The following is a 22,965-nucleotide window of genomic DNA, read 5'->3' on the forward strand; positions in this document are numbered from 1 at the left end:
ATGGCGGCAAGTGGCGAGGCTGGTTCTGCTGTCATGGCAATCCCCTTCAGAGTGGTTGGTAGCAAACCGACTCTGATCTCACACAAGCCGCTGTCCACTACTCATCATGGGATCTTGTGGGAGAAGGGAAGCTCCTCAAAACCTCTCCAACCTCGCCCGTACCTTCCCCAAAAACGCCGCCCGGCTTTTCGGCGTCGAGGCATCCATCAGATAATGCGCCAGGAAGAATGTCTTGCAGCGCGTGGCGCAGATCGCGCGCATGCCGCGCAGGATCGTCTTGCGCCCGGGCTGGCCGACGACGACGCTCCACCAGGTCGGCGCGCCGCAGGTGGTGATGACGCCGACTTTGGTGACATGTCTCATCAGCGATGTGATCCTGCCCTTGCCGGCAGGCAGCTTGAAGGCGATGTCGGTCGCCCAGACGCGATCGAACCAGCCCTTCAGCATCGCCGGCAGGCCGTACCACCAGGTCGGGTAGATGAACAGGATCGCCTCGGCCCACATCAGATGATCGAAGTGCGGCCTGAGCGCCGGGTCGTCCGGCGCGCGGTGGTTGTAGGAGCGCCGCTCCTCGCAGCCCATCACCGGATTGAAATTCTCGGCATAAAGGTCGAGCAGCCGCACATCCCAGCCTCTCCCCTTCAGCACCTCTATCGCCGTGTCGCGGATTGCCGCGCAATAGCTCTCTGGGACGGGATGGCAATAGACCACAAGCACGCGCATCAGAATTGATCCATGCTGGCTGCCACCTTCGCCATGAAGGCTTTGCGCGTCTCGTCGGTCGAGAGATTCATCGAATAATGCGCGAGATAGGAGACGGAAGCGCCCGGCTTGATGGTGGCTCGCAGCATGCGCTTCACCACCTTGCGCGGCGGATCGCCCATCAGCATCGCCCGGAAACGGCTGCCGCCATAGGTGGTGACGGCTGCGAGCTTGCGGATGTTGTACAGCGTCGGCTGCACCTTGCCGTCGATGAGCTTGAACGACACGCCAGGCAGGAAGACGCGGTCGAAGAAGCCTTTCAGGATCGCCGGATAGCCGTAGTTCCAGACCGGAAAGGACAGCACCAACGCTTCGGCTTTCCGCAGCCTTTCGACATAGCCTGCCACCGCGTCGTTCGGCCCGCGCTGGTCATGATAGCCGAGCCGTTCGGCGCGCGTCATCCGTGGGTCGAAATCCTCGGCGTAGAGATCGCAGTCGTCGACTGCATGACCTGCCGTCGTCAAGCGCTCGACGATCGTCCGGTGCAGGCCGGCGTTGAAGCTGGTCTCCACCGGATGAGCGAAGAGCACGAGGATTTTCACGGGAGAACATCCCGCAGGTCAGCGCGAGGCACCCCCCTTTTCCTGCGCCAAATCTCCCCCCTTGAGGGGGAGATGTCGCCGAAGGCGACAGAGGGGGTCGCCGCGCGTGAAGCGCCCACGTCTTCGGTAACGAGAAGTAGCGTCGGCGATCTACGTGAGGCGACCCCCTCTGGCCTGCCGGCCATCTCCCCCTCGAGGGGGGAGATTCGACGTCGCCACGGCTTTCGCCAATGGCCAACTTTGCCGGCAGGGCAGAGGGGGGTGCAGCGCCGGACGTTCATCGCGATCAACTGACCCTCTGCAGCCCCTTGAACAGGAACGACTTGCCGGAGCGGTAATCGTAGTCCGGGTTCTCCCAGGCGATCATCTTGCCGGGATTGAGCAGCCCTTGCGGGTCGGTCTCGCGCTTGAAGGCAAGCTGGACATCGTCTGTCCGCTTCATGCCGCCCTCCTCCAGCGTGTAGCGGTGCGGGTTGAAGATCCAGCAGCCATTGTCCTCGTGGATGCGGATGATCTCGTCCAGCCTCTCTTCCGTGGTGAAGCGGACCAGCGGCAGGCCGGCGGCGCCGATTGCGCCGTCGAAGCGGATGAATTCGAGATGCGCCGGCACCTCGTCGCCGAAGCGGTCGACCATCGTCTTGACGTGAGCGAGATGATCCGGCGACGGATAGCGCGCCTGGAGATAAGTGATGGTCGGATCGACCCGGATGGCGCGCAGCGTCGTGTGGTTCCAGGTCAGCTCATAGGCCGGCGGCAGGCCTTTCAGATCGGTCTCCCGGTCGGCCCGGAAGACGATCTCGCCCTTGGTGCTGTGGACGAAAGCGACGAAGGCGTCCATTGCATGCGGCGCGATCATGCAGACCACGATGCTCTGCTCGCGCCGGAAGAATTTCTGGTGCCGCTTGAAATAGTCGTACGGGATTGGCGCCGCGATCGGCGTGATCAGCTTCGCCAATATGCCGTCCTGGATGGCGAGGTCGTTACCGAAGCCGGCGGCATCCATGAAATCGTCGAAGCCGACGATGACGTCGATCCAGTCATAGGAGGCGGTCAGCGGCATTTCGACCTCGGTGATGATGCCGTTGGTGCCATAGGCGTGCATGACCTTGAGCACGTCCTCGCCGGTGAGCTCCATGACGCGCGGTTCGGCCTCCATCGTCACGGTCCTGAGCCGGATGACATTGCCGAGGTCGCGCAAGCCGCCCCAGCGGATCGAGCCGACGCCGCCCGAGCCTCCGGCGACAAAGCCGCCGATGGAGGCCGTGTTGTAGGTCGAGGGCGACATGCGCAGCTCCTGCGCGGAATGCGCCCGCGTCGCTCTGTCGATATCGGCCAGAACCGCGCCCGGCCCGGTCACCACGCGGCCCGGCGCGATCGCCTTGACCTCGTTCATCTCGGCGAGGTTGAGCACCACACCGCCCGACAGCGGCATCGCCTGCCCGTAATTGCCGGTGCCGCTGCCGCGCGGCGTCACCGGAACGCCGTGCCGGTGGCAGGCGGCGAGCACGCGGATCACCTCGTCCTCGTTCTTCGGGGTGACGATCAGGTCGCCCGCAATGTGATCAAGCTGCTTTTTGAGCACGGGGCTGTACCAGTAGAAGTCGCGGCTCTTCTGCTGGACGATCGCCGGATGATCGTCGATCTTCAGCCCTTCGAGATCGCGCTTCAGCGCTGCGATATCCATCATCACACCATCAATTCATCGAGTTCGGTATAGTCGGGCAGCTTACGCTCGATCGCCCCGCCGTCGCGCACCACGATGCGATCCGATTCGGGCCGCGACAGCAATTCGGTCCAGTTCCGCCCCTTGAAGACGATGAAGTCGGCGCTGCCGCCGGCGGCAAGCGTGCCGACGCCGTCGAGCCGCATCACCTCGGCCGGCGTCGCCGCCACCGCCTTCGGCCAGTCGCCGACCGGGTGGTCGAAATGCAGGATGCGCGTCGCCGTGCGATAGACTTCCAGCATGTCGAGATCGCCATAGGCATAGAACGGATCGCGCGTGTTGTCGGAGGCGACCGCAACCTTGATGCCGCGCGCCTTCATCTCGTGCAGCAGCGTTACGCCGCGCCAGCGGGGTGTGGTGTTATTGTTCCGCCGGTCCTGCAGATAGAGGTTGCACATCGGCAGCGACACCACGGCCAGCCGCGCCTTGGCCACCTTGTCCAGCGTGTCGAGAACCTCGAGGTCCGGCTGGCGCGAGAGCGAGCAGCAATGGCCGACCAGGATATTGCCGTCAAAGCCGTTCCACAGCGAAGCCTCGGCGATCTTCTTCAAGGAAATCGCCGCGACGTCGTCGGTCTCGTCGGCATGGAAGTCGAGGTCCAGCCCGTGCTTGATCGCCTGGGCAAAGACCTGGTCGAGCAGTTCCTCGAGGTCGGGCACCATGTAGGTGACGACGCCGAGCACGCCCTTGGCAGCGGCGACGCGTTTCGCCAGCCGCTCGAACCAGGCCTTGTCGCGCACGCCTTCGATGCCGAGCAAGCAGGCGGCCTGCAGCTCGATGCGGCCGCGCCATTTTTCGCGCATCGTCTCGAACACCGGCCAGGAGATTTCTTCCTGCGGGGCAACGCTGTCGAGATGCGTGCGCAAAGCATTCGTGCCATGCGCGTAAGCGCAGCGCAGCGAGAAATCCATGCGCCGCGCAACGTCGTCCGCGCTCCAGCGGGCAGCACGGTCGGCGCCGGTGGCGTTGAGCGCGCCCATAAAGGTGCCGTCGGGATTGGGTTTTCGCGGCCAGATATGACCCTTGTCGATATGGGTGTGGCAGTCGACGAAGCACGGCAGCACGATGCGGCCGCCGAGATCGATCGCATCGGCCCTCGATTTGCCATGCGCGACGATGCTGGAGATCTTGCCGTCGGCGACGGATATGTCGGCAAGCGCGAAGCCATCCGGGTCGAAAGCAGCGACAAGACCCGGCGTGAGTGATCGATGAAGTCGAACGTTAGCCAAGCGATAAGAACCAGAGATTGGTATCAAGGCCTGCCCCTCTCTGTCCTATGCACCACCGTTCCCCCAAGGGGTCGGTTGGGTCGGAGACACGGCGAACGGCCGTGCGGAGACATCGCGAACAGTTTTGCACCGCTGCTAAGCTCGAAGGGAACGGCATGGATCCTAGGGTCTACGCGTCCGCTTCGCTCCCGCTCCGCCCTAGGATGACGAAGAGAAAGGATGCCGCCACCAATTGCAAACGTCGGGGATACCAGGGTTCCTACCAATCTCCAGCGTTGGCGATTTGCATATGCTTTCTTGTCCTTCGTCATCCACGGGCGGAGCGGGAGCGAAGCGGACGCGTAGACCCGAGGATCCATTCCGTTACGGTCGCCGAAGAATGCGGCAGCACAAAACTGTTCGCGATGTCTCCGCACGCCTGTTCGCTGTGTCTCCGGTCCAACCAGCCTCTCAATATTCTCAATCACGTCGCGCAACCCTACCGCTCCTGCTTAAGCGCGCTCTCGTGCCAGCGGCGCAGGATGAGATGCGACACCAGCGACAACACCAGGAAGATCAGGATGCCGGTCAGCGAGATCAGGATCAGCGCCGCGAACAGCCTCGGCGCGTTGAGCCGGTAGCCGGCCTCGATGATGCGCGACGCAAGCCCGGACGACTGCCCCTGCGCACCGGCGACGAATTCGGCAACCACCGCGCCGATCAGCGACAGGCCGCCGGCGATCTTCAGCCCGCCGAGGAAATAGGGCATCGCCGCCGGCAGGCGCAGGTAGCGCAATTGCTGCCAGCGTGTCGCGCCGTTGAGCTTGAACAGATCGCGCAAGTTGCGGTCGACGGAATTCAGCCCGAGTGTGGTGTTGGAGAGGATCGGGAAGAAGGCGACGATCCAGGCGCAGAGCAGAAGCTTGGTCGTCTGGTTGTTGATGTAGATGTTGATCAGCGGGAAGATCGCAACGATCGGCGTCACCTGCAGCACGATGGCGAAGGGGAAGAACGACATCTCCACCCATTTGGACTGCGCGAACAGCACCGCCAGCCCGACGCCACCGATGACGGCAAGCAGTAGGCTGAGGAAGGTGATCCTGAGCGTCACCAGCAGAGACGAGGACAACAGGCCGGCATCGTCATGCAACGTCTGCAGCACCACGCCGGGACGCGGCAGGATGTATTGCGGAATCTCGTTCCAGACGCAGATGCGGTCCCACAGCCAGATCGCGAGCACCATGATTGCGAGCGGCAGCACCCATTTGCCGATCCGCTCCAGCCGCTCCTGGCGAACGCGGCGCGCCTCTTCGGGATCGAGCTTGAGGGTGGTGTCTTCAGTGGCCGTCATGATGAGGTCCGGCGGTTGAGTTGATGGCATTGACCAGCACGTCCGAGGCCTGCCGGCAGAGCGCTGCATAGTCGGGCGAGGTCCGGAACGCCTCGTCGCGCGGATAAGGCGCATCGACCGCGAGTTCGCCGTAAACGCGGCCCGGCCGTGCCGCCATGACGACGACGCGGCTGGAAAGGAACACGCTTTCGAAGACGCTGTGGGTGACGAAGACGACGGTGAAGCGCTCGTCCTGCCAGAGCTCCAGAAGGTCGTTGTTGAGCTTGAAGCGGGTGATCTCGTCGAGCGCGGCGAAGGGTTCGTCCATCAAAAGGATGCGTGGCTTGGTCACCATGGCGCGCGCGATCGAGACGCGCATCTTCATGCCGCCGGAAAGCTCGCGCGGCACGGCGTTCTCGAAACCGGTGAGGTGGACGCGCGACAGCATCTCCATCACCGCCGGCTCGGCCTGGGCGCGCGACACGCCTTTGAGCCTCAGTGGCAGCCAGACATTGTCGAAGACGCTGGCCCAAGGCAGCAGCGTCGGCTCCTGGAAGACGAAGCCGATATTCGACCGATCGATCGAGCCGCGCCAGTCGAGCTGGCCGGAGGTCGGCGTCGACAGGCCGGCAATCAGCCTGAGCGCCGTCGACTTGCCGCAGCCCGACGGGCCGAGCAGGCTGAGGAAATCGCCCTCCCGGATCGCCAGGTCGACCTTGCTCAACGCCGTCACGCCGTTGGAAAAGACCTTGCCGACATTGCGCAGCGAAAGCAGCATCGGGGCCTCGCCCGATGCCTGCTTCCGCGCCACTTTCTCCTGGATCATATCAGGCAGGCCGCCTTACTTCTTCAACTCCAGCCCGACGCCCTTGTTGATGAAGGCGAGCGTATAGGCCTTCTTGATGTCGATGTCCGGCTGCGCGACCTTGGCCTTGACCATCTTGTCGTAGAAGCTCTGGATGCGCGCATCGGTCATCGCGCCGATGCCGAGCTTTTCCGAATCGCCGGAATCGACAATGCCGAACTTCTTCAGCTGCTCGATCGAGAAGGCGATCTGCTCGTCCGTCATGTCCGGATTGTCCTTCTTGATCATGTCGTTGGCGGCCTTGTTGTCGCCGTAGAGATAATTATACCAGCCCTTGGCCGAGCCATCGACGAAGCACTGCACCACCTCCGGCCGCTTGTCGATCGTGTCCTGCATCACCTCGACGGTGGTCGCGTAGGTATCCCAACCGTTATCGGCGAGCAGGAACTGGTTCGGCACGAAGCCGCCCTGCTTCTGCACGGCGAAAGGTTCCGACGTCACATAGCCCTGCTGGATCGACTTTTTGTTGGCGATGAAGGGCGCCGGATTGAAGGTGTAGGGCACGCGCTTGGCGGCATCGAAGCCGAGATCCGTCACCATCCACTGGAAGAAGGTCTGCGCGCCCTCGTCGCCGAGGATGTACTGATCGGCGTTCTTGAGGTCCTCCCACTTATCCAGCCCCTGCCCCGGTTGGGACATGATGACCTGCGGATCCTTCTGGAAGTCGGCGGCGACGACGCGCATCGGAATGCCCTGCTGCACGGCGTCGAAGGCCGATAGCAGGTTGCCGCCCATGTAGAAATCGATCTTGCCGGCAAGCAGCATCGGCCGGCCGCTGACCTGTGGGCCGCCCTGCATGATGGTCACGTCGAGGCCGCAGGCGGCATAGGTGCCGTCGGCGATCGCCTGGTAGTAGCCGCCGTGCTCCGGCTCGGCCAGCCAGTTGGTGCCGAAGGTGACTTTCTCGTTGGCCGCGGCGCCCAGCGTGCTGGCAGCAAGCAGCGCGATCGCACCCGCCAGGATCTTTTCTTTTCCGTGCATAAACATCACCCTCTCTTGGCTCCGGCGCGCTGCGCGCTGGGCTTGACACCATTTGTTCAAGAAGCAAGACACATGCCACCGCCTGGGCCGCCTGCTTGCGCGGCAGTCATTGCCGAGACCGGACGGGTCATGCTGTACGAAAGGCATCGTGCCTATTTTTTGGACGCCTGTCCACAATCGCCCGGGTGGCATGCACCGCATCTTGTAGGTTTCGTGAATCCGGCCTTAGTCTGCCTGTAGACAGGAGAATGCAATGCTCAAATACCTCGCCCCCCAATCGATCAAGCCGCCCTTTGCCCGCTACAGCCACGGCGTCGAAATCCCGGCGGGAAAGCGCATCGTCCTGTGCTCGGGCCAGTTGGGCATCGGCCCGGACGACGCCGTTCCCGAGGATGCTGGCGCGCAGACGGAGCTGTGCTTCAAGAACATCGCCGCGATTCTTAGCGAAGCCGGGCTGACGCTGAACGATGTCGTGCGCATCAACGCCTTCGTCACCGATCGTGCGCATCTGCAGGCCTATATGGACGTTCGCAATCGCCTCTTTTCCGATCCGGCGCCGGCTTCGACGCTTATGATTGTCACCGGATTCGCCCGCCCGGAATTCAAGGTCGAGGTGGAGGTGCTCGCGGCCGGCTGATGGTTGCCCGCGACCGCCAGGCGCTTTAGATCATCCCAATGAAGCCAATCGGGAGACGAAAGTGACGACAGGACGTGTGTGGTGGGGCGACTACCGGACGACCGAATACGCCTCGATCGATTCGGAAGCGACCATCGCCGTGCTGCCGGTGGCGGCGATCGAGCAGCACGGCCCGCATCTGCCGGTCTCGACCGACACCTCGATCATGACGGGCATGCTGGAGACGGTGATCGCGCGGCTGCCCGACGACCTCGACATCCGCATCCTGCCTGTACAGGCAGTGGGCAAGTCGAACGAGCATCTCCATGCGCCCGGAACGCTCACCTTGCCTGCCACCACTCTCGTCGATGCCTGGACCGAGCTTGGCCTGTCGGTGGCCCGCGCCGGCGTCAGAAAACTGATCGTCGTCAACTCGCATGGCGGCAATGAGGAAATCATGGGCATCATCACGCGCGAACTGCGCGTGCGCGCAAAAATGCTGGCGGTGAAGACGAGCTGGCAGCGCTTCGGCCGCCCGGCCGGCATGTATACCGAACTGGAGGACCGTCACGGCATCCATGGCGGCGACGTCGAGACCTCGCTAATGCTGTATTTCCGGCCGGATCTCGTCGACATGGGCAAAGCCGATAATTTCGTCTCCAATGTCGGCCGTGCCGAAAAGGAGTTCGCCCTGCTGCGCCACACCGGCACGCATGCCTTCGCCTGGATCGCCAGCGACCTCAATCCAAACGGCGTGGTGGGCGACGCCAGCATCGCCACCGCCGAGAAGGGCCGGCTGACCGCTGAGCATCAGGCCGACGGCTTCATCAATCTGGTCAGGGATGTGCGCAAGGCAAAGCTTGCCGACTGGCTGTCTTAGGCATGTCGCCCAAAAGTGCGCAGCGGTTTTGGGAGAACGACATGCATCAAAACAAAGACCTAAGCGCGTCGCCTGAATTCGCTTTAGCGCGACGCGCCTTAGACCGAACCGACTTAGGCCTGGATATCGAGCTCGAAGGGCGTCCCTTCAAAGGCATCTGCGCCGCGTCCGATCGCGTCGATCGCCGCAATCATGCGGCCGTCGCGTCCAAGCAAGGTGTCGGCGACGGCGATCAGCCGGGGATTGGGCGTCGCTGATGGCGAAAGAAAACGCAGCGTCTTGGCCAGTTCCACCTCGTCCCGTTTGGGCGCCAGCGCTGCCGCAATAATGTAGGCCGACGCCGTCGAGCGGCTGATGCCGGCATAGCAGTGCACGACCATCGGCTTTGCCCGGTCCCATCGATAGGCGAAATCGAGCAGCGCGCGCACATGTTCCTCGCCCGGCATGGTCATGCCGTCCTGCGCGACAGCGATATCATGCATGACCAGATGCAGATGGTTTTCCGCCAGGATCGAGGCCGGGCGGACAACGTCGGTACCCGCCGCAAGCAGCGACAGCAGGCGCTCGGCTCCGGTTCTCGCCACGGTCTCCTCGATCTTCGACAGCGGACAGACATGGATCATCGCACGATCTCCTTCGGCGCATCGTCGCGCCGCGAGGCCCAGGCCGCAAGTGCGCTTTCGAGGCGCTGCCATTCCGCCTCGCTGCCCGGCAGGCCCGCCCGCAAGGCCTGTGGCCGGCCGGCAAAATGGCGCAGCAGGATGCCGCGCTCGCCAAGCGCCGAAAACAGGGCTGGAGCATCCGTGAAAGACAGATAGCGGAACAGGGTCGTGCCGCCGGCGAGCGGCACGCCGAACTTGCCGAGCAGCGCGTCGAGCCGCCCGGCCTCTTCTGCGAGACGCCTGCGCATGGCGGCTTGCCATTCTGTGTCGGAGAGCCCGCGAATGCCATATTCGAGCGCCGGTCCGGCGACAGCCCAAGGCCCGAGTTGGGCGTCCAGCCGCTCGACCGTCAGTGGGTCGGCGAGCGCGAAGCCGAGCCTGACACCGGCGAGGCCGAAGAACTTGCCGAACGAGCGCAGCACCCCGATGCCGCCCTCGCCGACATCGCCGGCCAGGCTGTGCTCAATCGGGCCGACATCCATGAAGGCTTCGTCGACGACCAGCAGGCCGCCCTTCCCGCGAAGCCGCGCGGCAAGGTCAAGCAGCCGATCTCTCTCGATCACTCGCCCGTCCGGATTGTTGGGGTTGACCAGCACCGCAAGGTCCGCATCCGCCAGGGCATCGAAATTGTCCACCTCCGCCACCGCATGGCCCGCGATTGCGGCGGCTCTGGCGTGCTCGGCATAGGTCGGGCCGAGCACCAGCGCCTTGCCGGGCCTCACCAGCGAAGCGACGCGCGGCAGGAGGATCTGCGTGCCGGGCGCGGCCGCGACGTGCGCCGCCGACGGCGCGCTATAGGTCCCGGCCGCAATTTCGGCCAATTCGCGCTGTCGTTCCGTTTCCGGCAATCGCGACAGGGCGGTGGCGGGCAATTCGAAAAGCGGGTAGGAGTGCGGATTGATACCTGTCGAAAGATCGACGAAAGGCCGTGGCGCGTGGGGGAAGAGCGCGCTCGCCCGGCCAAGGGATCCGCCGTGATCCACCGCAGCAATCGCTCCATCAAGAAGCTTCATGTCGATCCTGATCGCTTTCCTGTCACTTGCCGTTGAACGTACCCTTGGCTATCCGGACTGGCTGTTCAACGCCATCGGCCATCCCGTCACCTGGATCGGCAGGCTGATATCCTTTCTCGATCGCAGGCTCAACCGCGCGACCGATTCCGACGAATTGCGTCGCCGCCGCGGCGTCCAGGCTTTGTTGATCATCGTGCTCGTGCCGGCCGCCATCGGCCTGACGCTGCATGTCCTGCTCTGGCTGATCTTCCCGTCCGGCCTCGTCATTGCCGCTATCCTCGGCTCCTCACTGCTGTCGCAGAAGAGCCTTGCCGAGCATGTCGAGGACGTCGCCGATGCGCTGGAGACCGGCGGGCTGACGCTCGGCCGCATCGCCGTCTCGCGCATCGTCGGCCGCGATCCGGAAAAGCTCGACAAGGCGGGCGTCGCCCGCGCCGCGATCGAAAGCCTGGCCGAGAATTTCTCCGACGGCATCGTCGCGCCAGCCTTCTGGACCGGCGTCGGCGGGCTGGCGGGAGGTGCCGCCTACAAAGCCGCCAACACCGCCGATTCGATGATCGGCCACCGCACGCCGAAACACGAGGCCTTCGGCCGCGCCGCGGCCCTATTCGATGACAGGATCAACCTGCCGGCATCGCGCCTTACCGGCCTGCTGATCGTGCTGGCAGCCTTCCTGGTCAAGGGCGCCGATCCTCGCAATGCCTGGCAGGTGATGCGCCGCGACGCGAAGAAGCACCGTTCGCCCAATGCCGGCTGGCCGGAAGCCGCCATGGCCGGCGCGCTAGGACTGTCCTTGGCCGGGCCGCGCAGCTATGGCGGCGAGATCGTCGAGGATGCCTTCATGGGCGAAGGTGGCCGGCGCGAAGCGGAGAGCACGGACATAAGGCAAGCGCTGAAACTCTACCGGGTCGCCGACTGGCTGCTGATCGGTCTGTTCGCGGTCCTGTCGGCAATCGTGATCTACCTGACCATTTTGATCGGCGGCTAAAACTCAATTCCCTGCTGGGCCTTAACGCCGGCGGAGAAATGATGCTTGGTCAGCCCCATCTCGGTGACGAGGTCGGCCGCGTCGATCAATAGTGGCTTGGCGTTGCGGCCGGTGACGACGACATGCAGGTCCTCGCGGCGCGCTTTCAGCGCCGCAACCACCTTTTCAAGGTCGAGATAGTCGTAGCGCAGCGCGATGTTGAGCTCGTCGAGCACCACGAGGCTGATCGACGGGTCGGCCATCAGGTCGAGCGCCTTCGCCCAGGCGGCTTCGGCGGCGGCAATGTCGCGCTTGAGGTCCTGCGTTTCCCAGGTGAAGCCCTCGCCCATCGCATGCCAGACGACGCGGTCGCCGAAAGCGGCGAATGCGTCCTTTTCGCCCGTGTGCCATTTGCCCTTGATGAACTGGACGACGCCAATGCGCTTGCCGTAGCCGAGCATCCTCAGCGCAAGCCCGAAGGCCGCGGTGGTCTTGCCCTTGCCCGGTCCGGTGTTGACGATCAGCAGTCCCTTCTCGATCGTCTTGCCCGCCACCTCGGCATCCTGCACCGCCTTGCGCTTGGCCATCTTGGCGCGATGGCGTTCGGCATCCTTGTCGTCGATGGTCTTGTCGTCCGCCATGTCATTTCACCTTGAGCGGCAGCCCCGCCACCATCATCAGCACGCTGTCGGCGACGGCCGCGACCTGCTGGTTGAGCCGCCCGGCGGCGTCGCGGAACCGGCGCGCCAGCGCATTGTCCGGCACGATGCCGAGCCCGACTTCGTTCGACACCACGAACCAGGGCCCGCGCGGACGCGACAGCACGTCAGAGAGCCGCCGGCATTCGGCCTCGATATCGTGCTCCGCCAGCATATGATTGGTGAGCCACAATGTCAGGCAATCGATCAGCACCGTCTGGTGGTCGGGCAAGGCCTCGATCGCGCCGGTGAGATCCAGCGGCGCATCGACGGTCACCCAGCCTTCGCCACGCCGAGAGCGATGCAGCGCGATGCGCTCGTGCATCTCGTCGTCATAGGCTTGCGCTGTGGCGATGTAGGTCCAGGGCGACGGGTTCGCCGTCGCCAAGGTCTCGGCATGCGCGCTCTTGCCGGAGCGCGCACCGCCGATGATGAAGGTCAGATGACCCTGGGAGCGATCAGGCAAAGCTGTCGCGCAGGCTGGTCGCCGTGCCGGTGAAGCGGCCGCGCACCACACCGACGACAGCGCCCAGCACCAGCCAGAACACCAGGTCGGTAAGCGTCACCGCCACCACGAACTGGTGATGCAGTCCTTCGGGAATCGCCGTCTCGAAACTGTCGGGCTGCGGCGCGCCGACGACGTGCGGCGCAACGATCAGCACGACGGCCAGGATAGCCAGCAGCAGCGACTTGCGGAAGGCGATCAAGCCGAGGCCGACAGCGGTCGCCGCCACTGTCGAAATCCACCAGATCTGTCGCGGCAGAAGCTCTGCCGCCGGCATTGCCGGCAGTTCGGGCGGCAGGCCGAGGCCAGGCGCCAGCGTGAACACGGCAAAGCCGGCGAGGCCCCAGAACACGCCCTGGCGCCAGTTGCCGATGCCGCCGGCGAATTCGGAGACCGCGACCAAGATCAGCGCAAAGCCGATGCCGGTGACGATATTGGCGACCACGTTGAAGGCGAAGCGCTCGAAGCCATCGGCCGGCGCCCAGCCTTCGTCCTCGGCCGGAGCGGCCGCTTCCGTCGGCGCCGGAGCCGCGCTGCTCATCGCGTTGTCGGCCGGAGCGGCCGAGCTCATCGCATTGTTGTCTGTGGTCGCGGCATGATCATGGTGATGACCGCCACCCGCCTTTTCATAGACTTCCGCCTTGAGGATCAGCGGCACGGTCGCATAGGCCTGCATGCAGGCGAGCGCTATGCCCGCCACAAGCCCCGCGATCGCCGCGATGAACACGACGTTGCGAAACAGATTCATGATGTCGGACCTGGCTTAATGGCAGGGAAACGCCATCGAGTGGCGATAGTCGTGGGCGGCGTTGTGGACCGCATCGATATGCGAGAAGCCGACAAAGCCGACGACGAAAATGCCGAGCAGCGCGGCCATTGCCAGCTGCATGATGCGCGACTGCGAGGAGACGGAGGCGCCGAGGGAGACGGAAGCGGTATTCATGTCTTGTCCTTTCGCCCTCCACCCGAGGGCATCGAAGTCAAACTTTCCCGTCGCCGGCAGGTCTCCTGGCTCGCGGATCCGCGCCCTTCCCCACCTTCCCGAGGAAAAATCCTCAGTGGTCTATGGAGAGGACTACCGCACACAGTTGCGGGGGCAGCCACGGCTTTGGGCAGGAAGTCCGCCCTCACCGCATTCCCTCTTGGCTCCAAAAACGGAACCGACGACGCGATCGACTATAGGCAGAATCGTCGCGCCCGGCAAACCAAATTCCGTCACGCCGAAGCGCGATTGCGGCATGGTTTCGCGTGCTAGGAGACGGCGATTCGTTTGGCGACAAGCTGCTGCAATCGCCACAAATGGGCGTCGTGGATGCCGCGCGCTTCGAGATTCTTGACGGTGTTGTAGAGATAGTCGGCGCCTGAACCCCAATGGCCACAGGACGTCGCCAGCCTTTCGACCACCTCCTCTTCGCCGAGCGGGCCGGCATAGGTCGTGCCTTTGCGGTTAATGACGAAGGCGAGCGCCCGCAACGGCCCTTTGTCGGTTGCAAGCTGCAGCAGGCGGGGATGGTAGCTGGTCGGCTTCAGCGTCATCTCGCGCCGGAAAAGCCTGTCCAGCGCCTGCCGGCGCTCACCACCGTTCAGCCGGAAGGCAACGCCCTCGCATTGCCCGCCGCGATCCAGCGCCATCATCAGGCCCGGACTCTGCTTGGTGCCGCGCCAGCGCGTCATGTTCATACAGAAGGAGCGATGCCAGCCGCGCGCCATAGCGATCCGCTCCTCGACATGCTCGATTTCAGGCTTCCAGATCAGCGAACCATAGCCGAACAGCCACAGCGGTTCGGTCGCGGGAAGCTCAGCCTCGAACGTATCGAGCATCGCCTCGTAATCGTTGTCGGAGAGATGCTGCGCGTCGGGATCGGGTCCGGAGTCCTCGACCGCACGAAAACAGCGGGCGACCAATTCCTCTGTGAGTGACATCGTTCTTGCAGGCATGCCTTGCGACCCTGATTAGCCCGGCAAGCGCCGGCGTCGGCAAAGCGACCTTAAGGGCGGTGCAGGGACACCACAATGGCCACGCAATTGACAACGGCCTTGGCGGGGTGTCGGCTGTCGGCAGCCAGGGAGAAGCCGATGCAGCCGAATCCGAGCGAACGCGATCTCTACAACGGTCTGACCAGCCTCGAGCCGACATTGCCTGCGGCGGCCTATCGGGATGCTGAGGCCTTCCAACATGATCTCGACGCCATCTGGTACCGGAGTTGGCTGATGGTCTGTCGCGAAGCCGATCTCGCGGAACCGCTTGCCTTTCGAACCGTGCGCATCGGCTCGCAGGAGGTCGTGGTGCTGCGCGACGAGACCGGGAGCTTACGCGCCTTCCACAACACCTGCCGGCATCGCGGCTCGCAGCTTTGCCAGGAGAGCGTGGGGCGGCTGAAAGCAAGGCTGCTTACTTGCCCTTATCACGCCTGGTCCTATTCGCTGCGCGGCGACCTCGCGCGTGTGCCGTCCAAATCGCTGCCCGAAGGCTTCGACAAGGCCGATTATCCGCTCTACCGCGTGGCGCTCTCGGTGTGGCGCGGCTTCGTTTTCATCAACCTTGCCGACGATGCCGGCGGCTCGGCGGAAACCTCCTTCGATCCCGCCTCCGGAAACCTTTCCAACTGGCCGCTGGAGACGCTCGTCACCGGGCACCGGCTCAGCAAGGTGATGAACTGCAACTGGAAGATTTTCTGGGAGAACTTCAACGAGTGCCTGCACTGTCCCGGCGTGCACAAGGACCTGTCACGGCTGGTGCCGATCTACGGCCGCGGCCTGATGTCGAGGCATGACGATCCGGAATGGGCGCGCCACGCCGACAATGACGCGCCGGAGTTTTCCGGCGGCCTGCGCGCCGGCGCCGAGACATGGTCGCGCGACGGGCGCGTCCATGGACCGGTCTTTGCCGGCCTGACGCCGGCCGAGCGCGCCGCCGGCCAGACCTATGCCACCTCGCTGCCCTCTATGTTCGTCGTCGGCCATGTCGACTATGTCCGCACGGTGCGGCTGAGCCCGCTCGGCCCCGAGCAGACCGAGCTCACCGCCGAATGGCTGTTCGCGCCCGATGCGCTTGCGCAGACCGATATCGACAACATCGTCGCCTTCGGCACCCAGGTGCTCGAAGAGGACGCCGCGATCTGCGAGATCAACCAGAAGGGCCTGTGCTCGATCCGCCACGAGGCGGGCGTTCTGATGCCCGAGGAATACGACTTGCGCCGCTTCCACCAATGGGTGCGCGGGCGCCACGCGGCTTTCCAGCCGGTCGCTAGTCAAAAAGATTTCGGCAGATAGCGCCAGGTGAAGAAGCCGCAAAAGGCGGCCAGTATGCCGAGCGTGACGAACACCGAGCCGAGGCCGAAGAAGGTCAGCACCACCGAATAGACCAGCGGCGGCGTCAGCTCGGAAAAATCGAGATAGGTGCGGTAGACCGCAGCCATCTGCGCCTTTTCGTAAGAACGCACCGAACGCATGAAGGCAGTGGAACCCAGCGCGTCGAGTGCGATGGTGAAGAGCGCGCCGCAAAGCAGGAAGGCGGCGGTGAGTAGCGGCGCGGCTGCGCCGACCCCGCCCGCGGCAAGCAGCATGGCCGACATCGCGAAATAGGCGAAGGTCATGGTCCGGCGGCCGCCGAAGCGCTTTCCCGCCCTGCCCCAGAAGATCGCCATGAACAACAGCGCGTTGCCCGCCGAGACCAGCAGCCCGCCGGCAAGCTTGCCCTGGCCGGTGATCACCATGAACAGTGGGCCGTAGACGAAGAAGGTCGTCCAGAAGCAGGAGCGGCCAAAGGCGATCAGCCAGGCGAGACGCAGGCGCGGCTGCGCGATGAAGCGGCCGATATTGGCGAGCGGATTGGCCGGCCGGCTCCTGCCGGGGCGGATCGATGGATTGTCGCCCAGCCGGTAGGTCCAGAACAGCGCCAGCAACGCAAGCGCGAAGGCCACGACCGCGCCATGCGCGGCATAGATGCCGAAACGGGTGTAGAGGAAAATGCCGAGCGTCGGCCCGCCGGTCCAGGCAAACATCGACCACGCCATGCGCAGCGATTCCGCCTGCATGAAGTCGGTCTTGCGGATGTGGTCCATGATGTAGAGGTTGAGCGTGATCGACAGCGCACTCGCTCCCATGACGCGGCAAAGCATGCCGGCGAGTTGACCGGGCAGCGTGTGGGTGACGAAGAAAACCGAGCCGATCGCCAGCATCAGGCAGCCGGCCGTGTAGACCCAGCGCCGCGCGAAGCGGCGGATCAGCATCGGCATGAACAGCGTCACCGACAGCCCGAGCAGCGACACTATGGTGTAGAGGATCGAGACGATCTGCTCATTGTGCAGGATCTCGTAGGCCTGGATCGGGATGACGCTGGAGATCGTGGCCCGCGCAAAGGATTCGACCGCGTAGAGCGAAGCGAAGGTGCGCGCGTCTGCCGGTCTGAGGGCCGGAAGCCAGATCGGATGGCGCACATGGGTGGACATCGGCCCTCCGAAAGTGAATCGCTCGCCAAATCTGGCCGGACCACCGGACGACGGGTAGCAGGAAACCGACTCCGAGAAGCCGAAAAGCGAAGCCGGCCAAAGGCTTTCCGCCACTGGCCTAAAGCGGCTTGCCATGCCGCCCGGAGCGGCTGCTGCCGATCCACCCTCTGTTGTTCGCCCGAACCGTGATAGTCGTTTGGCACGACTGAATCGGATTGCGAGATCATGAGCCTTCAGACGACGAGCGAAGCCGTTCAGGACGCGCCGAAGCACAGTCGCATCGTCGCCATCGATATCCTGCGCGGCATCGCGCTGATCGCCATGGCGAGCTACCACTTCACCTGGGATCTCGAAAATTTCGGCTATACCGCGCCGGGCCTCACCGCCTACGGCTGGTGGAAGTTTTATGCGCGCTGCATCGCCTCGACCTTCCTGTTCCTGGTCGGCGTCAGCCTGTTCCTGGCCCACGGCCGCCAGATCCGCTGGTCGAGCTTCTGGAAGCGTTTTGCCATGGTCGCCGTGGCGGCGATCGCCATCTCGGCCGTCACCTATATCGCGACGCCGGACGGTTTCATCTTCTTCGGCATCCTGCATGAGATCGCGCTGGCCAGCCTGCTCGGCCTCGCTTTTCTCAGGCTGCCGGCGCTGCTGACGGCAATTATCGCGGCAGCCGTAGTTGCTGCACCCTACTATCTCCGCTCTGAATTCTTCGACCATCCAGCGCTATGGTGGGTCGGGCTGTCGGCGACCAACCCGCGCTCGAACGACTATGTGCCGCTGTTTCCATGGTTCGGCGCGGTGCTTGCCGGCATCGCGGTGGTCAAGCTCGCTTCCGCCTCCGGCCTTCTCGCTCGGCTGGGGACCTGGATGCCCGGCCGCTGGTCCGATCCGCTTGTCTTCATCGGCCGGCACAGCCTCGCCTTCTACCTCATCCACCAGCCGGTGCTTTTCGGCTCGGTCTGGCTGCTTTCGCAGGTCATGCCGGCACCACCGCAGGACAAGGAAGCCGGCTTCCTGCCGGCTTGCCAGGCGCAGTGTGAACAGCAGCGGGACACGACGTTCTGTTCCAGCTATTGTGGCTGCATGCTGGACACGCTGAAGGGCGAAGGGTCTCTCGACAAGCTCTACAGCAACGACCAGACCGAGATCTGGAAATCGCATCTTGCCGATCTTGCGAGCACCTGCACTGCGGCGACGGAAAGCAAGATGGAGGGAGGACAACAATGACCGGCACCCAGCCGAAGCATGGGATCATCCCCTGGCCGCCCGTGATCTATGTCGTGGCGATCGCGCTCAGCGTCGTGCTCGGCATGCTCTACCCGCTGCCCTGGATCGGCGACATCTTCGGCGACATCCTGGTCGGCGCCGGCTGGGTGGCGCTGTTTGGCGTCGCCGCACTCTGGGTCACGGCGATCCGCACCATGGTGCGCGCCAGGACGACGCTCAATCCCAACGCCGAGCCCGACCATCTGGTGACGTCCGGGCCCTTCGGCATCACCCGCAATCCGATGTATCTCGCCAACACGCTGCTCTTGATCGGCGTGTCCTTCATCACCGGCATCGCCTGGTTCCTGCTCTTCGCCTTCCTCGCTGCCTTCGCGACGCAGAAGCTGGCGATCGAGAAGGAGGAAAAGATGCTGGCGGCGAAGTTCGGCAAGAAATATCGCGACTACGCCAAGCGGGTTCGGCGCTGGATTTGAGGCTGCGTTGCCTAGGTCCTTGACGACAGGCCGCACACCTCGGCGATTAGCAGAAGCGTCCGCGACGTCGTCATCCTAGGGCGAAGCAAGGAGCGAAGCGACGCGCGCAGACCCTAGGATCCATGCCGTGACGCTAAGGCGTTGCAATGATTCAGAATTCTGCTCCGCTGCACTCTACGATCAAGGTAACGGCATGGATCCCAGGGTCTCCGCGACGCCGCTTCACGGCTGCTCCGCCCTGGGATGACGAAGTTCGAAAGCTCCGGCCAATCTCGAACGTTTGCGACAGTTAGCCTAGCTGAATTCTTTGGCTGCCAGCGGACCGCTACGTATTCACGCCCAACTCCGCCAACCGCTCCACGCAGGACTCCTCGGCCTGATCGAGCTCGGCAAGCGTCTCCTCGAGGTCGCGCCGCTTCTGGCGCAGATCCTCGCGCTTTTCCTCGATACGCTTGATCATCAGCTTGAGCTGGCCCACCTCGCCGGGCGGCTCCTTGTACATCTGGATGATTTCGCGGATCTCGGCGATCGAGAAGCCAAGGCGCTTTCCGCGCATGATCTGACGGATGAGATGCCGGTCGGACGGGCGAAACAGCCGTGTGCGGCCGCGCCTTACCGGCTGCACCAGCCCTTCGTCCTCATAGAACCGCAACGTCCGCGTCGATACGTCGAACTCGCGCGTCAGCTCGGTGATCGTATAATATTCCCGCATTCTCGCTCCCACGCCCAAAAACGTCCAGGCATCGCCACGCAGGAGCGTCGCCCTTCCCTCCGATCAAACCCCGTCATATGCCGGAATCGGCATATGACCCCAAATCAACGTCGCACGGCATTTACGTAAAAGTCAATTAACGTCTTGTCAGGCTCCGGCACCCAGGTGCAACCACCATGTAGCGAGGCTGAGGAAGGCGAGGAACCCGATAACGTCGGTAATCATCGTCGTGAAGATCGATGATGAAATCGCCGGATCGGCCCCGAGCTTGTCAAGGAACAGCGGAATGAGGATGCCGCCAAGCGCCGCGGCGAGCATGTTGAGGATCATCGCCGCGGCGATGACGAAACCGAGATCGGGATTGTGGAACCAGAAGCCGGCGACCAGCCCAAGGATCGCCGCAATGACCGCGCCATTGAGCAGGCCGACCATCACCTCGCGGCGAATGACGCGGCCCGCATTGTAGATGTCGAGGTCGCGTGTGGCGAGCGCACGCACGGTCACGGTCATCGTCTGCGTCCCGGCGTTGCCGCCCAGCGAAGCGACGATCGGCATCAATGCGGCAAGCGCCACCATTTCCTCGATCGTCGCGCCGAACATACTGATCACCGAGGCCGAGATGAAGGCTGTACCAAGATTGACCAGCAGCCACGGCACCCGCGAGCGCGATGTCGCCGCAATGGTGTCCGACAATTCTTCGTCGCCGACGCCGCCCATGCGCAGAAGGTCTTCCTCCGCTTCCTGCTGGATGACGTCGACCACGTCGTCGATGGTGAGCACGCCGACCAGCCGGTCGTTCTCGTCCACCACGGCGGCCGAGAGCAGGTCGTACTGCTCGAACTCCCGCGCCGCCTCTTCCTGGTCCATGGTGGCCGGGATGGCGTGCCGCGTCTCGTGCATCACGTCCTCGACCTTCACCGCGCGCTTGGTGCGCAGTATCTGGTCGAGGTCGATGGCGCCGAGCAACTTGAAGCTCGGATCGATGACGAAGATCTGGCTGAAGCGGTCCGGAAGGTTCTTGTCCTCGCGCATGTAGTCGATGGTCTGGCCGATCGTCCAGAACGGCGGCACGGCGACGAACTCGGTCTGCATGCGCCGGCCGGCCGTCTCTTCCGGATAGTCGAGCGAGCGCCTCAGCCTGATGCGTTCGGTGAAGGGCAGTTGCGAGAGGATCTCTTCCTGGTCTTCCTGGTCGAGGTCCTCGAGGATGTAGACGGCGTCGTCGGAATCGAGCTCCTGCACCGCCTGCGCGATCTGCTCGTTGGGCAGGTTGTCGACGATGTCGAGACGGATCGCCTCGTCGACCTCGGTCAGCGCCGAGAAGTCGAAATCGGATCCGAGCAGCTCGACCAGCGCACGGCGTTGTTCGGGATGCAGCGCCTCGATGAGGTCGCCCAGTTCCGACTGGTGCAGGTCGTCGACTTCGCGCTTGAGGGTCAGCGTATCGCGGTCGGCAATCGCCGCACCGATCTGGGCAAGGAAGGAAGAACGGACGGCGCCGTCCTCGCCATAGATGTCGGCGTGGTGCTCGTCGGCGGCCCTGGCGCCGGTGATCTCTCTGTCCTGGCCTTCCACCAGCGCCTCCCGCCAACAGGAATCCGGAAAGGGTGCGAAATCAGGTCTAGAACATGATTCCCGAAAGTGGAAACCGCATTTCGGGAAAATCCGATGCCAATGCGGCAGATAGGGCCGTCATGCGATTCGTCTTGCGAAATCGTTGCGCTAGCATACGGAATATTCAGCGAAATATTCGCCGTGACGCCTTCGGCGCGACCTCACAGCAGCGCAATTTCCCGCTTCAGCCGGCGCGACAGCGCATGTCGCTGCGGAAAGAGCGCCCTTTTGCGATTGGGGCAGAATTGTCATGATGCAGGTCCACAGCGACCGGCAACTGCGCGAGATCGAAAGGACAAGCGACAGGCTTTGAACCTCAAGTCCCGGAAGACGAACGAAGCAGTTGGCTCGAGGCGCGTGCGCGTCGTCGTTGCCGAGCGCAATCCGCTCGTTGTGTCGGCGCTGCGCGAGATGCTGGAATGCGACGGGCGTTTCGAGCTCGTGAGTTCCGTGCAGAGCGGCAAGCAATTCCTGGAATTGGCGGCAAGCACCAAATTCGATGTCGCCGTCATCGGCTGGAAGCTCGCCGACATGGACGGCGCCGACATCCTGGTGGAAGTCCAGAACCGCAAGCTCGACCTGCGCATCACGGTTTTCTCCAATGACCACGACATCGGTATTCTGAAACAGTGTGTACGGCTCGGCGCCCAGGGCTACTGCTTCCAGTTCGACGATCCGCCGATCATCTTCGAGACGATCCTGGCGGTCGCGCATGGGCGCATCTGCATCCCCTACATCGACATCAACAAGGTCAACGACTCGCCACTGTCGCAGCTCACCGTGCGCGAGCGCGAACTGCTTGCGGTGCTGTCCGATGGCTGGACCAATCTCCAGATCGCAACCCGGACCGGGATCTCGGAGAACACGGTGAAGTACCACCTCAAGAATCTCTACGACAAGCTTGACGTGCGCAACCGCGCCATGGCTGTCGCGCTCTATGCGAACGAGAAGCGCCGCACTTCCAAATCGCCTTTCGGGTAGGTCGGCCGGGTAGGTCAGCCCTACCCGCGCGCGGCGACAACTTACCCGGCAAGGTGTTGTTGCTCGGCGCCATCGCAACGAAACTTGCTCCACCATCCCAAAACGATCGGAGGAGTTCGCGCATGGCTGGGTTCACCCATCTTTTCATCCCAGGACCGACCAACATTCCCGAAGAGGTCCGGCAGGCCATGAACCTGCCGATGGAGGACATGCGCGCCGCTTCCTTCCCCAATCTCACGCTGCCGCTGTTCGAGGACATCAAGAAGGTTTTCAAGAACGAGACCGGTCGCGTCTTCATCTACACTTCATCGGGCACCGGCGCCTGGGAGGCGGCGATGACCAATGTGCTCAGCCCCGGCGACAAGGTGCTGATGTCGCGCTTCGGCCAGTTCTCGCATCTGTGGGTCGACATGGCCGAGCGCCTCGGCTTCGAGGTCGACGTCATCGATTGCGAGTGGGGAACGGGCGTCCCGCTCGACCTCTATGCCGAGAAGCTCCGGGCCGACAAGGCGCACCGCATCAAGGCCGTCTTCTGCACCCAGAACGAGACCGCGACCGGCGTCACCAGCGACGTCGCCGGCTGCCGCGCCGCGCTCGATGCCGCGAACCATCCGGCGCTGCTCTTCGTCGATGGCGTCTCGTCGATCGGCTCGATCGACTTCCGCCAGGAGGAATGGCGCGTCGACTGCGCCGTCAGCGGCTCGCAGAAGGGTTTCATGCTGCCGGCCGGCCTCGGCTTCCTGTCGGTCAGCCAG

Annotated in this window: 25 protein-coding genes and 1 riboswitch; of the genes, 8 read left to right on the top strand and 17 right to left on the bottom strand. The window is 63.7% G+C overall.

All coding sequences use genetic code 11. The features are described 5' to 3' along the window. Positions 1-135 precede the first annotated feature (135 nt). The 7 genes from AC4FWB_RS32635 to AC4FWB_RS32665 all read right to left on the bottom strand — a co-directional run bounded on the left by AC4FWB_RS32635 (position 136) and on the right by AC4FWB_RS32665 (position 7,411). On the bottom strand, positions 136-723 hold the full coding sequence (locus tag AC4FWB_RS32635; protein WP_491030350.1) for an NAD(P)H-dependent oxidoreductase: 588 nt from the start codon (positions 721-723) through the stop codon (positions 136-138). After that, entirely contained in the window at positions 723-1,304 is a 582-nt protein-coding gene (locus AC4FWB_RS32640) for an NAD(P)H-dependent oxidoreductase (RefSeq protein WP_491030351.1), read from the bottom strand. Before AC4FWB_RS32640 ends, AC4FWB_RS32635 begins: the two co-directional genes overlap by 1 nt. Before the next feature lie 286 nt (positions 1,305-1,590). Beyond that, complete coding sequence (locus AC4FWB_RS32645) at positions 1,591-2,988, bottom strand: FAD-binding oxidoreductase (RefSeq protein WP_491030371.1); 1,398 nt, start codon at positions 2,986-2,988, stop codon at positions 1,591-1,593. Between the two features lie 2 nt (positions 2,989-2,990). Further along, positions 2,991-4,283 carry a cytosine deaminase gene (locus AC4FWB_RS32650; RefSeq protein ID WP_491030352.1) on the bottom strand — a complete coding sequence of 431 codons (1,293 nt, stop codon included), beginning with the start codon at positions 4,281-4,283 and terminating at the stop codon, positions 2,991-2,993. 451 nt (positions 4,284-4,734) lie between these two features. Further along, the gene (locus AC4FWB_RS32655; protein WP_491030353.1) at positions 4,735-5,586 is read right to left on the bottom strand and encodes an ABC transporter permease; all 852 of its coding nucleotides are present in this window, start codon (positions 5,584-5,586) and stop codon (positions 4,735-4,737) included. Then, positions 5,573-6,391 carry an ABC transporter ATP-binding protein gene (locus AC4FWB_RS32660; protein WP_491030354.1) on the bottom strand — a complete coding sequence of 273 codons (819 nt, stop codon included), beginning with the start codon at positions 6,389-6,391 and terminating at the stop codon, positions 5,573-5,575. The genes AC4FWB_RS32655 and AC4FWB_RS32660 overlap by 14 nt, the downstream gene beginning before the upstream one ends. Positions 6,392-6,406: 15 nt before the next feature. Continuing rightward, positions 6,407-7,411, bottom strand: a complete 1,005-nt coding sequence (locus AC4FWB_RS32665) for an ABC transporter substrate-binding protein (protein WP_491030355.1) — start codon at positions 7,409-7,411, stop codon at positions 6,407-6,409. A 253-nt stretch (positions 7,412-7,664) separates the two neighbouring features. On the opposite strand from AC4FWB_RS32665, the gene AC4FWB_RS32670 reads away from it, so the two are divergent. Then, positions 7,665-8,048, top strand: coding sequence for a RidA family protein (locus AC4FWB_RS32670; RefSeq protein WP_059187077.1), 384 nt, complete (start codon positions 7,665-7,667; stop codon positions 8,046-8,048). A gap of 61 nt (positions 8,049-8,109) precedes the next feature. Beyond that, positions 8,110-8,907, top strand: a complete 798-nt coding sequence (locus tag AC4FWB_RS32675) for a creatininase family protein (protein ID WP_491030356.1) — start codon at positions 8,110-8,112, stop codon at positions 8,905-8,907. 113 nt (positions 8,908-9,020) lie between these two features. Here AC4FWB_RS32675 and AC4FWB_RS32680 read toward each other — a convergent pair whose 3' ends face one another. Both AC4FWB_RS32680 and cobD read right to left on the bottom strand, forming a co-directional pair. Continuing rightward, positions 9,021-9,530 (bottom strand): tyrosine phosphatase family protein, encoded by a 510-nt coding sequence (locus tag AC4FWB_RS32680; RefSeq protein WP_491030357.1) that lies wholly within the window; start codon positions 9,528-9,530, stop codon positions 9,021-9,023. Continuing rightward, positions 9,527-10,582 carry a threonine-phosphate decarboxylase CobD gene (gene cobD / locus AC4FWB_RS32685; RefSeq protein ID WP_491030358.1) on the bottom strand — a complete coding sequence of 352 codons (1,056 nt, stop codon included), beginning with the start codon at positions 10,580-10,582 and terminating at the stop codon, positions 9,527-9,529. Before cobD ends, AC4FWB_RS32680 begins: the two co-directional genes overlap by 4 nt. Between cobD and cbiB the strand changes: the two genes are divergently transcribed. Next, positions 10,581-11,570, top strand: a complete 990-nt coding sequence (gene cbiB, locus AC4FWB_RS32690) for an adenosylcobinamide-phosphate synthase CbiB (protein WP_491030359.1) — start codon at positions 10,581-10,583, stop codon at positions 11,568-11,570. The genes cobD and cbiB overlap by 2 nt on opposite strands. On the opposite strand, the gene cobO is transcribed toward cbiB, so the two are convergent. The 5 genes from cobO to AC4FWB_RS32715 all read right to left on the bottom strand — a co-directional run bounded on the left by cobO (position 11,567) and on the right by AC4FWB_RS32715 (position 14,675). Beyond that, a complete protein-coding gene (gene cobO / locus AC4FWB_RS32695) occupies positions 11,567-12,190 on the bottom strand; it encodes a cob(I)yrinic acid a,c-diamide adenosyltransferase (protein ID WP_491030360.1) in 624 nt (207 codons plus the stop codon). The genes cbiB and cobO overlap by 4 nt on opposite strands. A 1-nt stretch (position 12,191) precedes the next feature. After that, positions 12,192-12,713, bottom strand: coding sequence for a bifunctional adenosylcobinamide kinase/adenosylcobinamide-phosphate guanylyltransferase (gene cobU, locus AC4FWB_RS32700; protein WP_491030361.1), 522 nt, complete (start codon positions 12,711-12,713; stop codon positions 12,192-12,194). Continuing rightward, positions 12,706-13,500, bottom strand: coding sequence for a CbtA family protein (locus tag AC4FWB_RS32705; RefSeq protein ID WP_491030362.1), 795 nt, complete (start codon positions 13,498-13,500; stop codon positions 12,706-12,708). Before AC4FWB_RS32705 ends, cobU begins: the two co-directional genes overlap by 8 nt. Before the next feature lie 15 nt (positions 13,501-13,515). Then, complete coding sequence (locus tag AC4FWB_RS32710; protein ID WP_320223355.1) at positions 13,516-13,695, bottom strand: CbtB domain-containing protein; 180 nt, start codon at positions 13,693-13,695, stop codon at positions 13,516-13,518. A 38-nt stretch (positions 13,696-13,733) separates the two neighbouring features. Further along, positions 13,734-13,932, bottom strand: a riboswitch (cobalamin riboswitch). Positions 13,933-14,003: 71 nt separating this feature from the next. Then, complete coding sequence (locus AC4FWB_RS32715) at positions 14,004-14,675, bottom strand: gamma-glutamylcyclotransferase (protein WP_491030363.1); 672 nt, start codon at positions 14,673-14,675, stop codon at positions 14,004-14,006. A 153-nt stretch (positions 14,676-14,828) separates the two neighbouring features. Between AC4FWB_RS32715 and AC4FWB_RS32720 the strand changes: the two genes are divergently transcribed. Further along, positions 14,829-16,025 (top strand): aromatic ring-hydroxylating oxygenase subunit alpha, encoded by a 1,197-nt coding sequence (locus AC4FWB_RS32720; RefSeq protein ID WP_491030364.1) that lies wholly within the window; start codon positions 14,829-14,831, stop codon positions 16,023-16,025. Here AC4FWB_RS32720 and AC4FWB_RS32725 read toward each other — a convergent pair. Then, on the bottom strand, positions 16,004-17,203 hold the full coding sequence (locus AC4FWB_RS32725) for an MFS transporter (RefSeq protein WP_491030365.1): 1,200 nt from the start codon (positions 17,201-17,203) through the stop codon (positions 16,004-16,006). The two genes, AC4FWB_RS32720 and AC4FWB_RS32725, sit on opposite strands and share 22 nt — an antisense overlap. Before the next feature lie 225 nt (positions 17,204-17,428). On the opposite strand from AC4FWB_RS32725, the gene AC4FWB_RS32730 reads away from it, so the two are divergent. After that, the gene (locus AC4FWB_RS32730) at positions 17,429-18,430 is read left to right on the top strand and encodes an acetyltransferase domain-containing protein (RefSeq protein WP_491030366.1); all 1,002 of its coding nucleotides are present in this window, start codon (positions 17,429-17,431) and stop codon (positions 18,428-18,430) included. Then, positions 18,427-18,903, top strand: coding sequence for a methyltransferase family protein (locus AC4FWB_RS32735; RefSeq protein ID WP_491030367.1), 477 nt, complete (start codon positions 18,427-18,429; stop codon positions 18,901-18,903). The genes AC4FWB_RS32730 and AC4FWB_RS32735 overlap by 4 nt, the downstream gene beginning before the upstream one ends. 325 nt (positions 18,904-19,228) lie before the next feature. On the opposite strand, the gene AC4FWB_RS32740 is transcribed toward AC4FWB_RS32735, so the two are convergent. Both AC4FWB_RS32740 and mgtE read right to left on the bottom strand, forming a co-directional pair. After that, positions 19,229-19,615, bottom strand: coding sequence for a MerR family transcriptional regulator (locus AC4FWB_RS32740; RefSeq protein ID WP_041003844.1), 387 nt, complete (start codon positions 19,613-19,615; stop codon positions 19,229-19,231). 147 nt (positions 19,616-19,762) lie between these two features. Then, the gene (gene mgtE / locus AC4FWB_RS32745; RefSeq protein ID WP_491030368.1) at positions 19,763-21,190 is read right to left on the bottom strand and encodes a magnesium transporter; all 1,428 of its coding nucleotides are present in this window, start codon (positions 21,188-21,190) and stop codon (positions 19,763-19,765) included. Positions 21,191-21,586: 396 nt separating this feature from the next. Here mgtE and AC4FWB_RS32750 point away from each other — a divergent pair, with 396 nt between their 5' ends. Together AC4FWB_RS32750 and AC4FWB_RS32755 are read left to right on the top strand one after the other, a co-directional pair. After that, positions 21,587-22,210, top strand: coding sequence for a LuxR C-terminal-related transcriptional regulator (locus AC4FWB_RS32750; protein WP_491030369.1), 624 nt, complete (start codon positions 21,587-21,589; stop codon positions 22,208-22,210). Between the two features lie 122 nt (positions 22,211-22,332). Continuing rightward, positions 22,333-22,965: aminotransferase class V-fold PLP-dependent enzyme (locus AC4FWB_RS32755; RefSeq protein WP_491030370.1), on the top strand; the 633-nt coding region annotated here is incomplete at its 3' end.

It is taken from the genome of Mesorhizobium sp. LEGMi-168a, from assembly GCF_058312955.1.

Excerpts from the sequence above, each read along its gene's own strand:
- AC4FWB_RS32720 (WP_491030364.1), top strand. The coding sequence starts at position 14,829 with ATGCAGCCGAATCCGAGCGAACGCGATCTCTACAACGGTCTGACCAGC.
- AC4FWB_RS32665 (WP_491030355.1), bottom strand. The coding sequence starts at position 7,411 with ATGCACGGAAAAGAAAAGATCCTGGCGGGTGCGATCGCGCTGCTTGCT.
- AC4FWB_RS32730 (WP_491030366.1), top strand. The coding sequence starts at position 17,429 with ATGAGCCTTCAGACGACGAGCGAAGCCGTTCAGGACGCGCCGAAGCAC.
- AC4FWB_RS32735 (WP_491030367.1), top strand. The coding sequence starts at position 18,427 with ATGACCGGCACCCAGCCGAAGCATGGGATCATCCCCTGGCCGCCCGTG.
- AC4FWB_RS32645 (WP_491030371.1), bottom strand. The coding sequence starts at position 2,988 with ATGGATATCGCAGCGCTGAAGCGCGATCTCGAAGGGCTGAAGATCGAC.
- cobO (WP_491030360.1), bottom strand. The coding sequence starts at position 12,190 with ATGGCGGACGACAAGACCATCGACGACAAGGATGCCGAACGCCATCGC.
- AC4FWB_RS32710 (WP_320223355.1), bottom strand. The coding sequence starts at position 13,695 with ATGAATACCGCTTCCGTCTCCCTCGGCGCCTCCGTCTCCTCGCAGTCG.
- cobD (WP_491030358.1), bottom strand. The coding sequence starts at position 10,582 with ATGAAGCTTCTTGATGGAGCGATTGCTGCGGTGGATCACGGCGGATCC.
- cbiB (WP_491030359.1), top strand. The coding sequence starts at position 10,581 with ATGTCGATCCTGATCGCTTTCCTGTCACTTGCCGTTGAACGTACCCTT.
- AC4FWB_RS32660 (WP_491030354.1), bottom strand. The coding sequence starts at position 6,391 with ATGATCCAGGAGAAAGTGGCGCGGAAGCAGGCATCGGGCGAGGCCCCG.
- AC4FWB_RS32670 (WP_059187077.1), top strand. The coding sequence starts at position 7,665 with ATGCTCAAATACCTCGCCCCCCAATCGATCAAGCCGCCCTTTGCCCGC.
- AC4FWB_RS32705 (WP_491030362.1), bottom strand. The coding sequence starts at position 13,500 with ATGAATCTGTTTCGCAACGTCGTGTTCATCGCGGCGATCGCGGGGCTT.
- AC4FWB_RS32740 (WP_041003844.1), bottom strand. The coding sequence starts at position 19,615 with ATGCGGGAATATTATACGATCACCGAGCTGACGCGCGAGTTCGACGTA.
- AC4FWB_RS32635 (WP_491030350.1), bottom strand. The coding sequence starts at position 723 with ATGCGCGTGCTTGTGGTCTATTGCCATCCCGTCCCAGAGAGCTATTGC.
- AC4FWB_RS32680 (WP_491030357.1), bottom strand. The coding sequence starts at position 9,530 with ATGATCCATGTCTGTCCGCTGTCGAAGATCGAGGAGACCGTGGCGAGA.
- AC4FWB_RS32655 (WP_491030353.1), bottom strand. The coding sequence starts at position 5,586 with ATGACGGCCACTGAAGACACCACCCTCAAGCTCGATCCCGAAGAGGCG.
- AC4FWB_RS32725 (WP_491030365.1), bottom strand. The coding sequence starts at position 17,203 with ATGTCCACCCATGTGCGCCATCCGATCTGGCTTCCGGCCCTCAGACCG.
- AC4FWB_RS32715 (WP_491030363.1), bottom strand. The coding sequence starts at position 14,675 with ATGTCACTCACAGAGGAATTGGTCGCCCGCTGTTTTCGTGCGGTCGAG.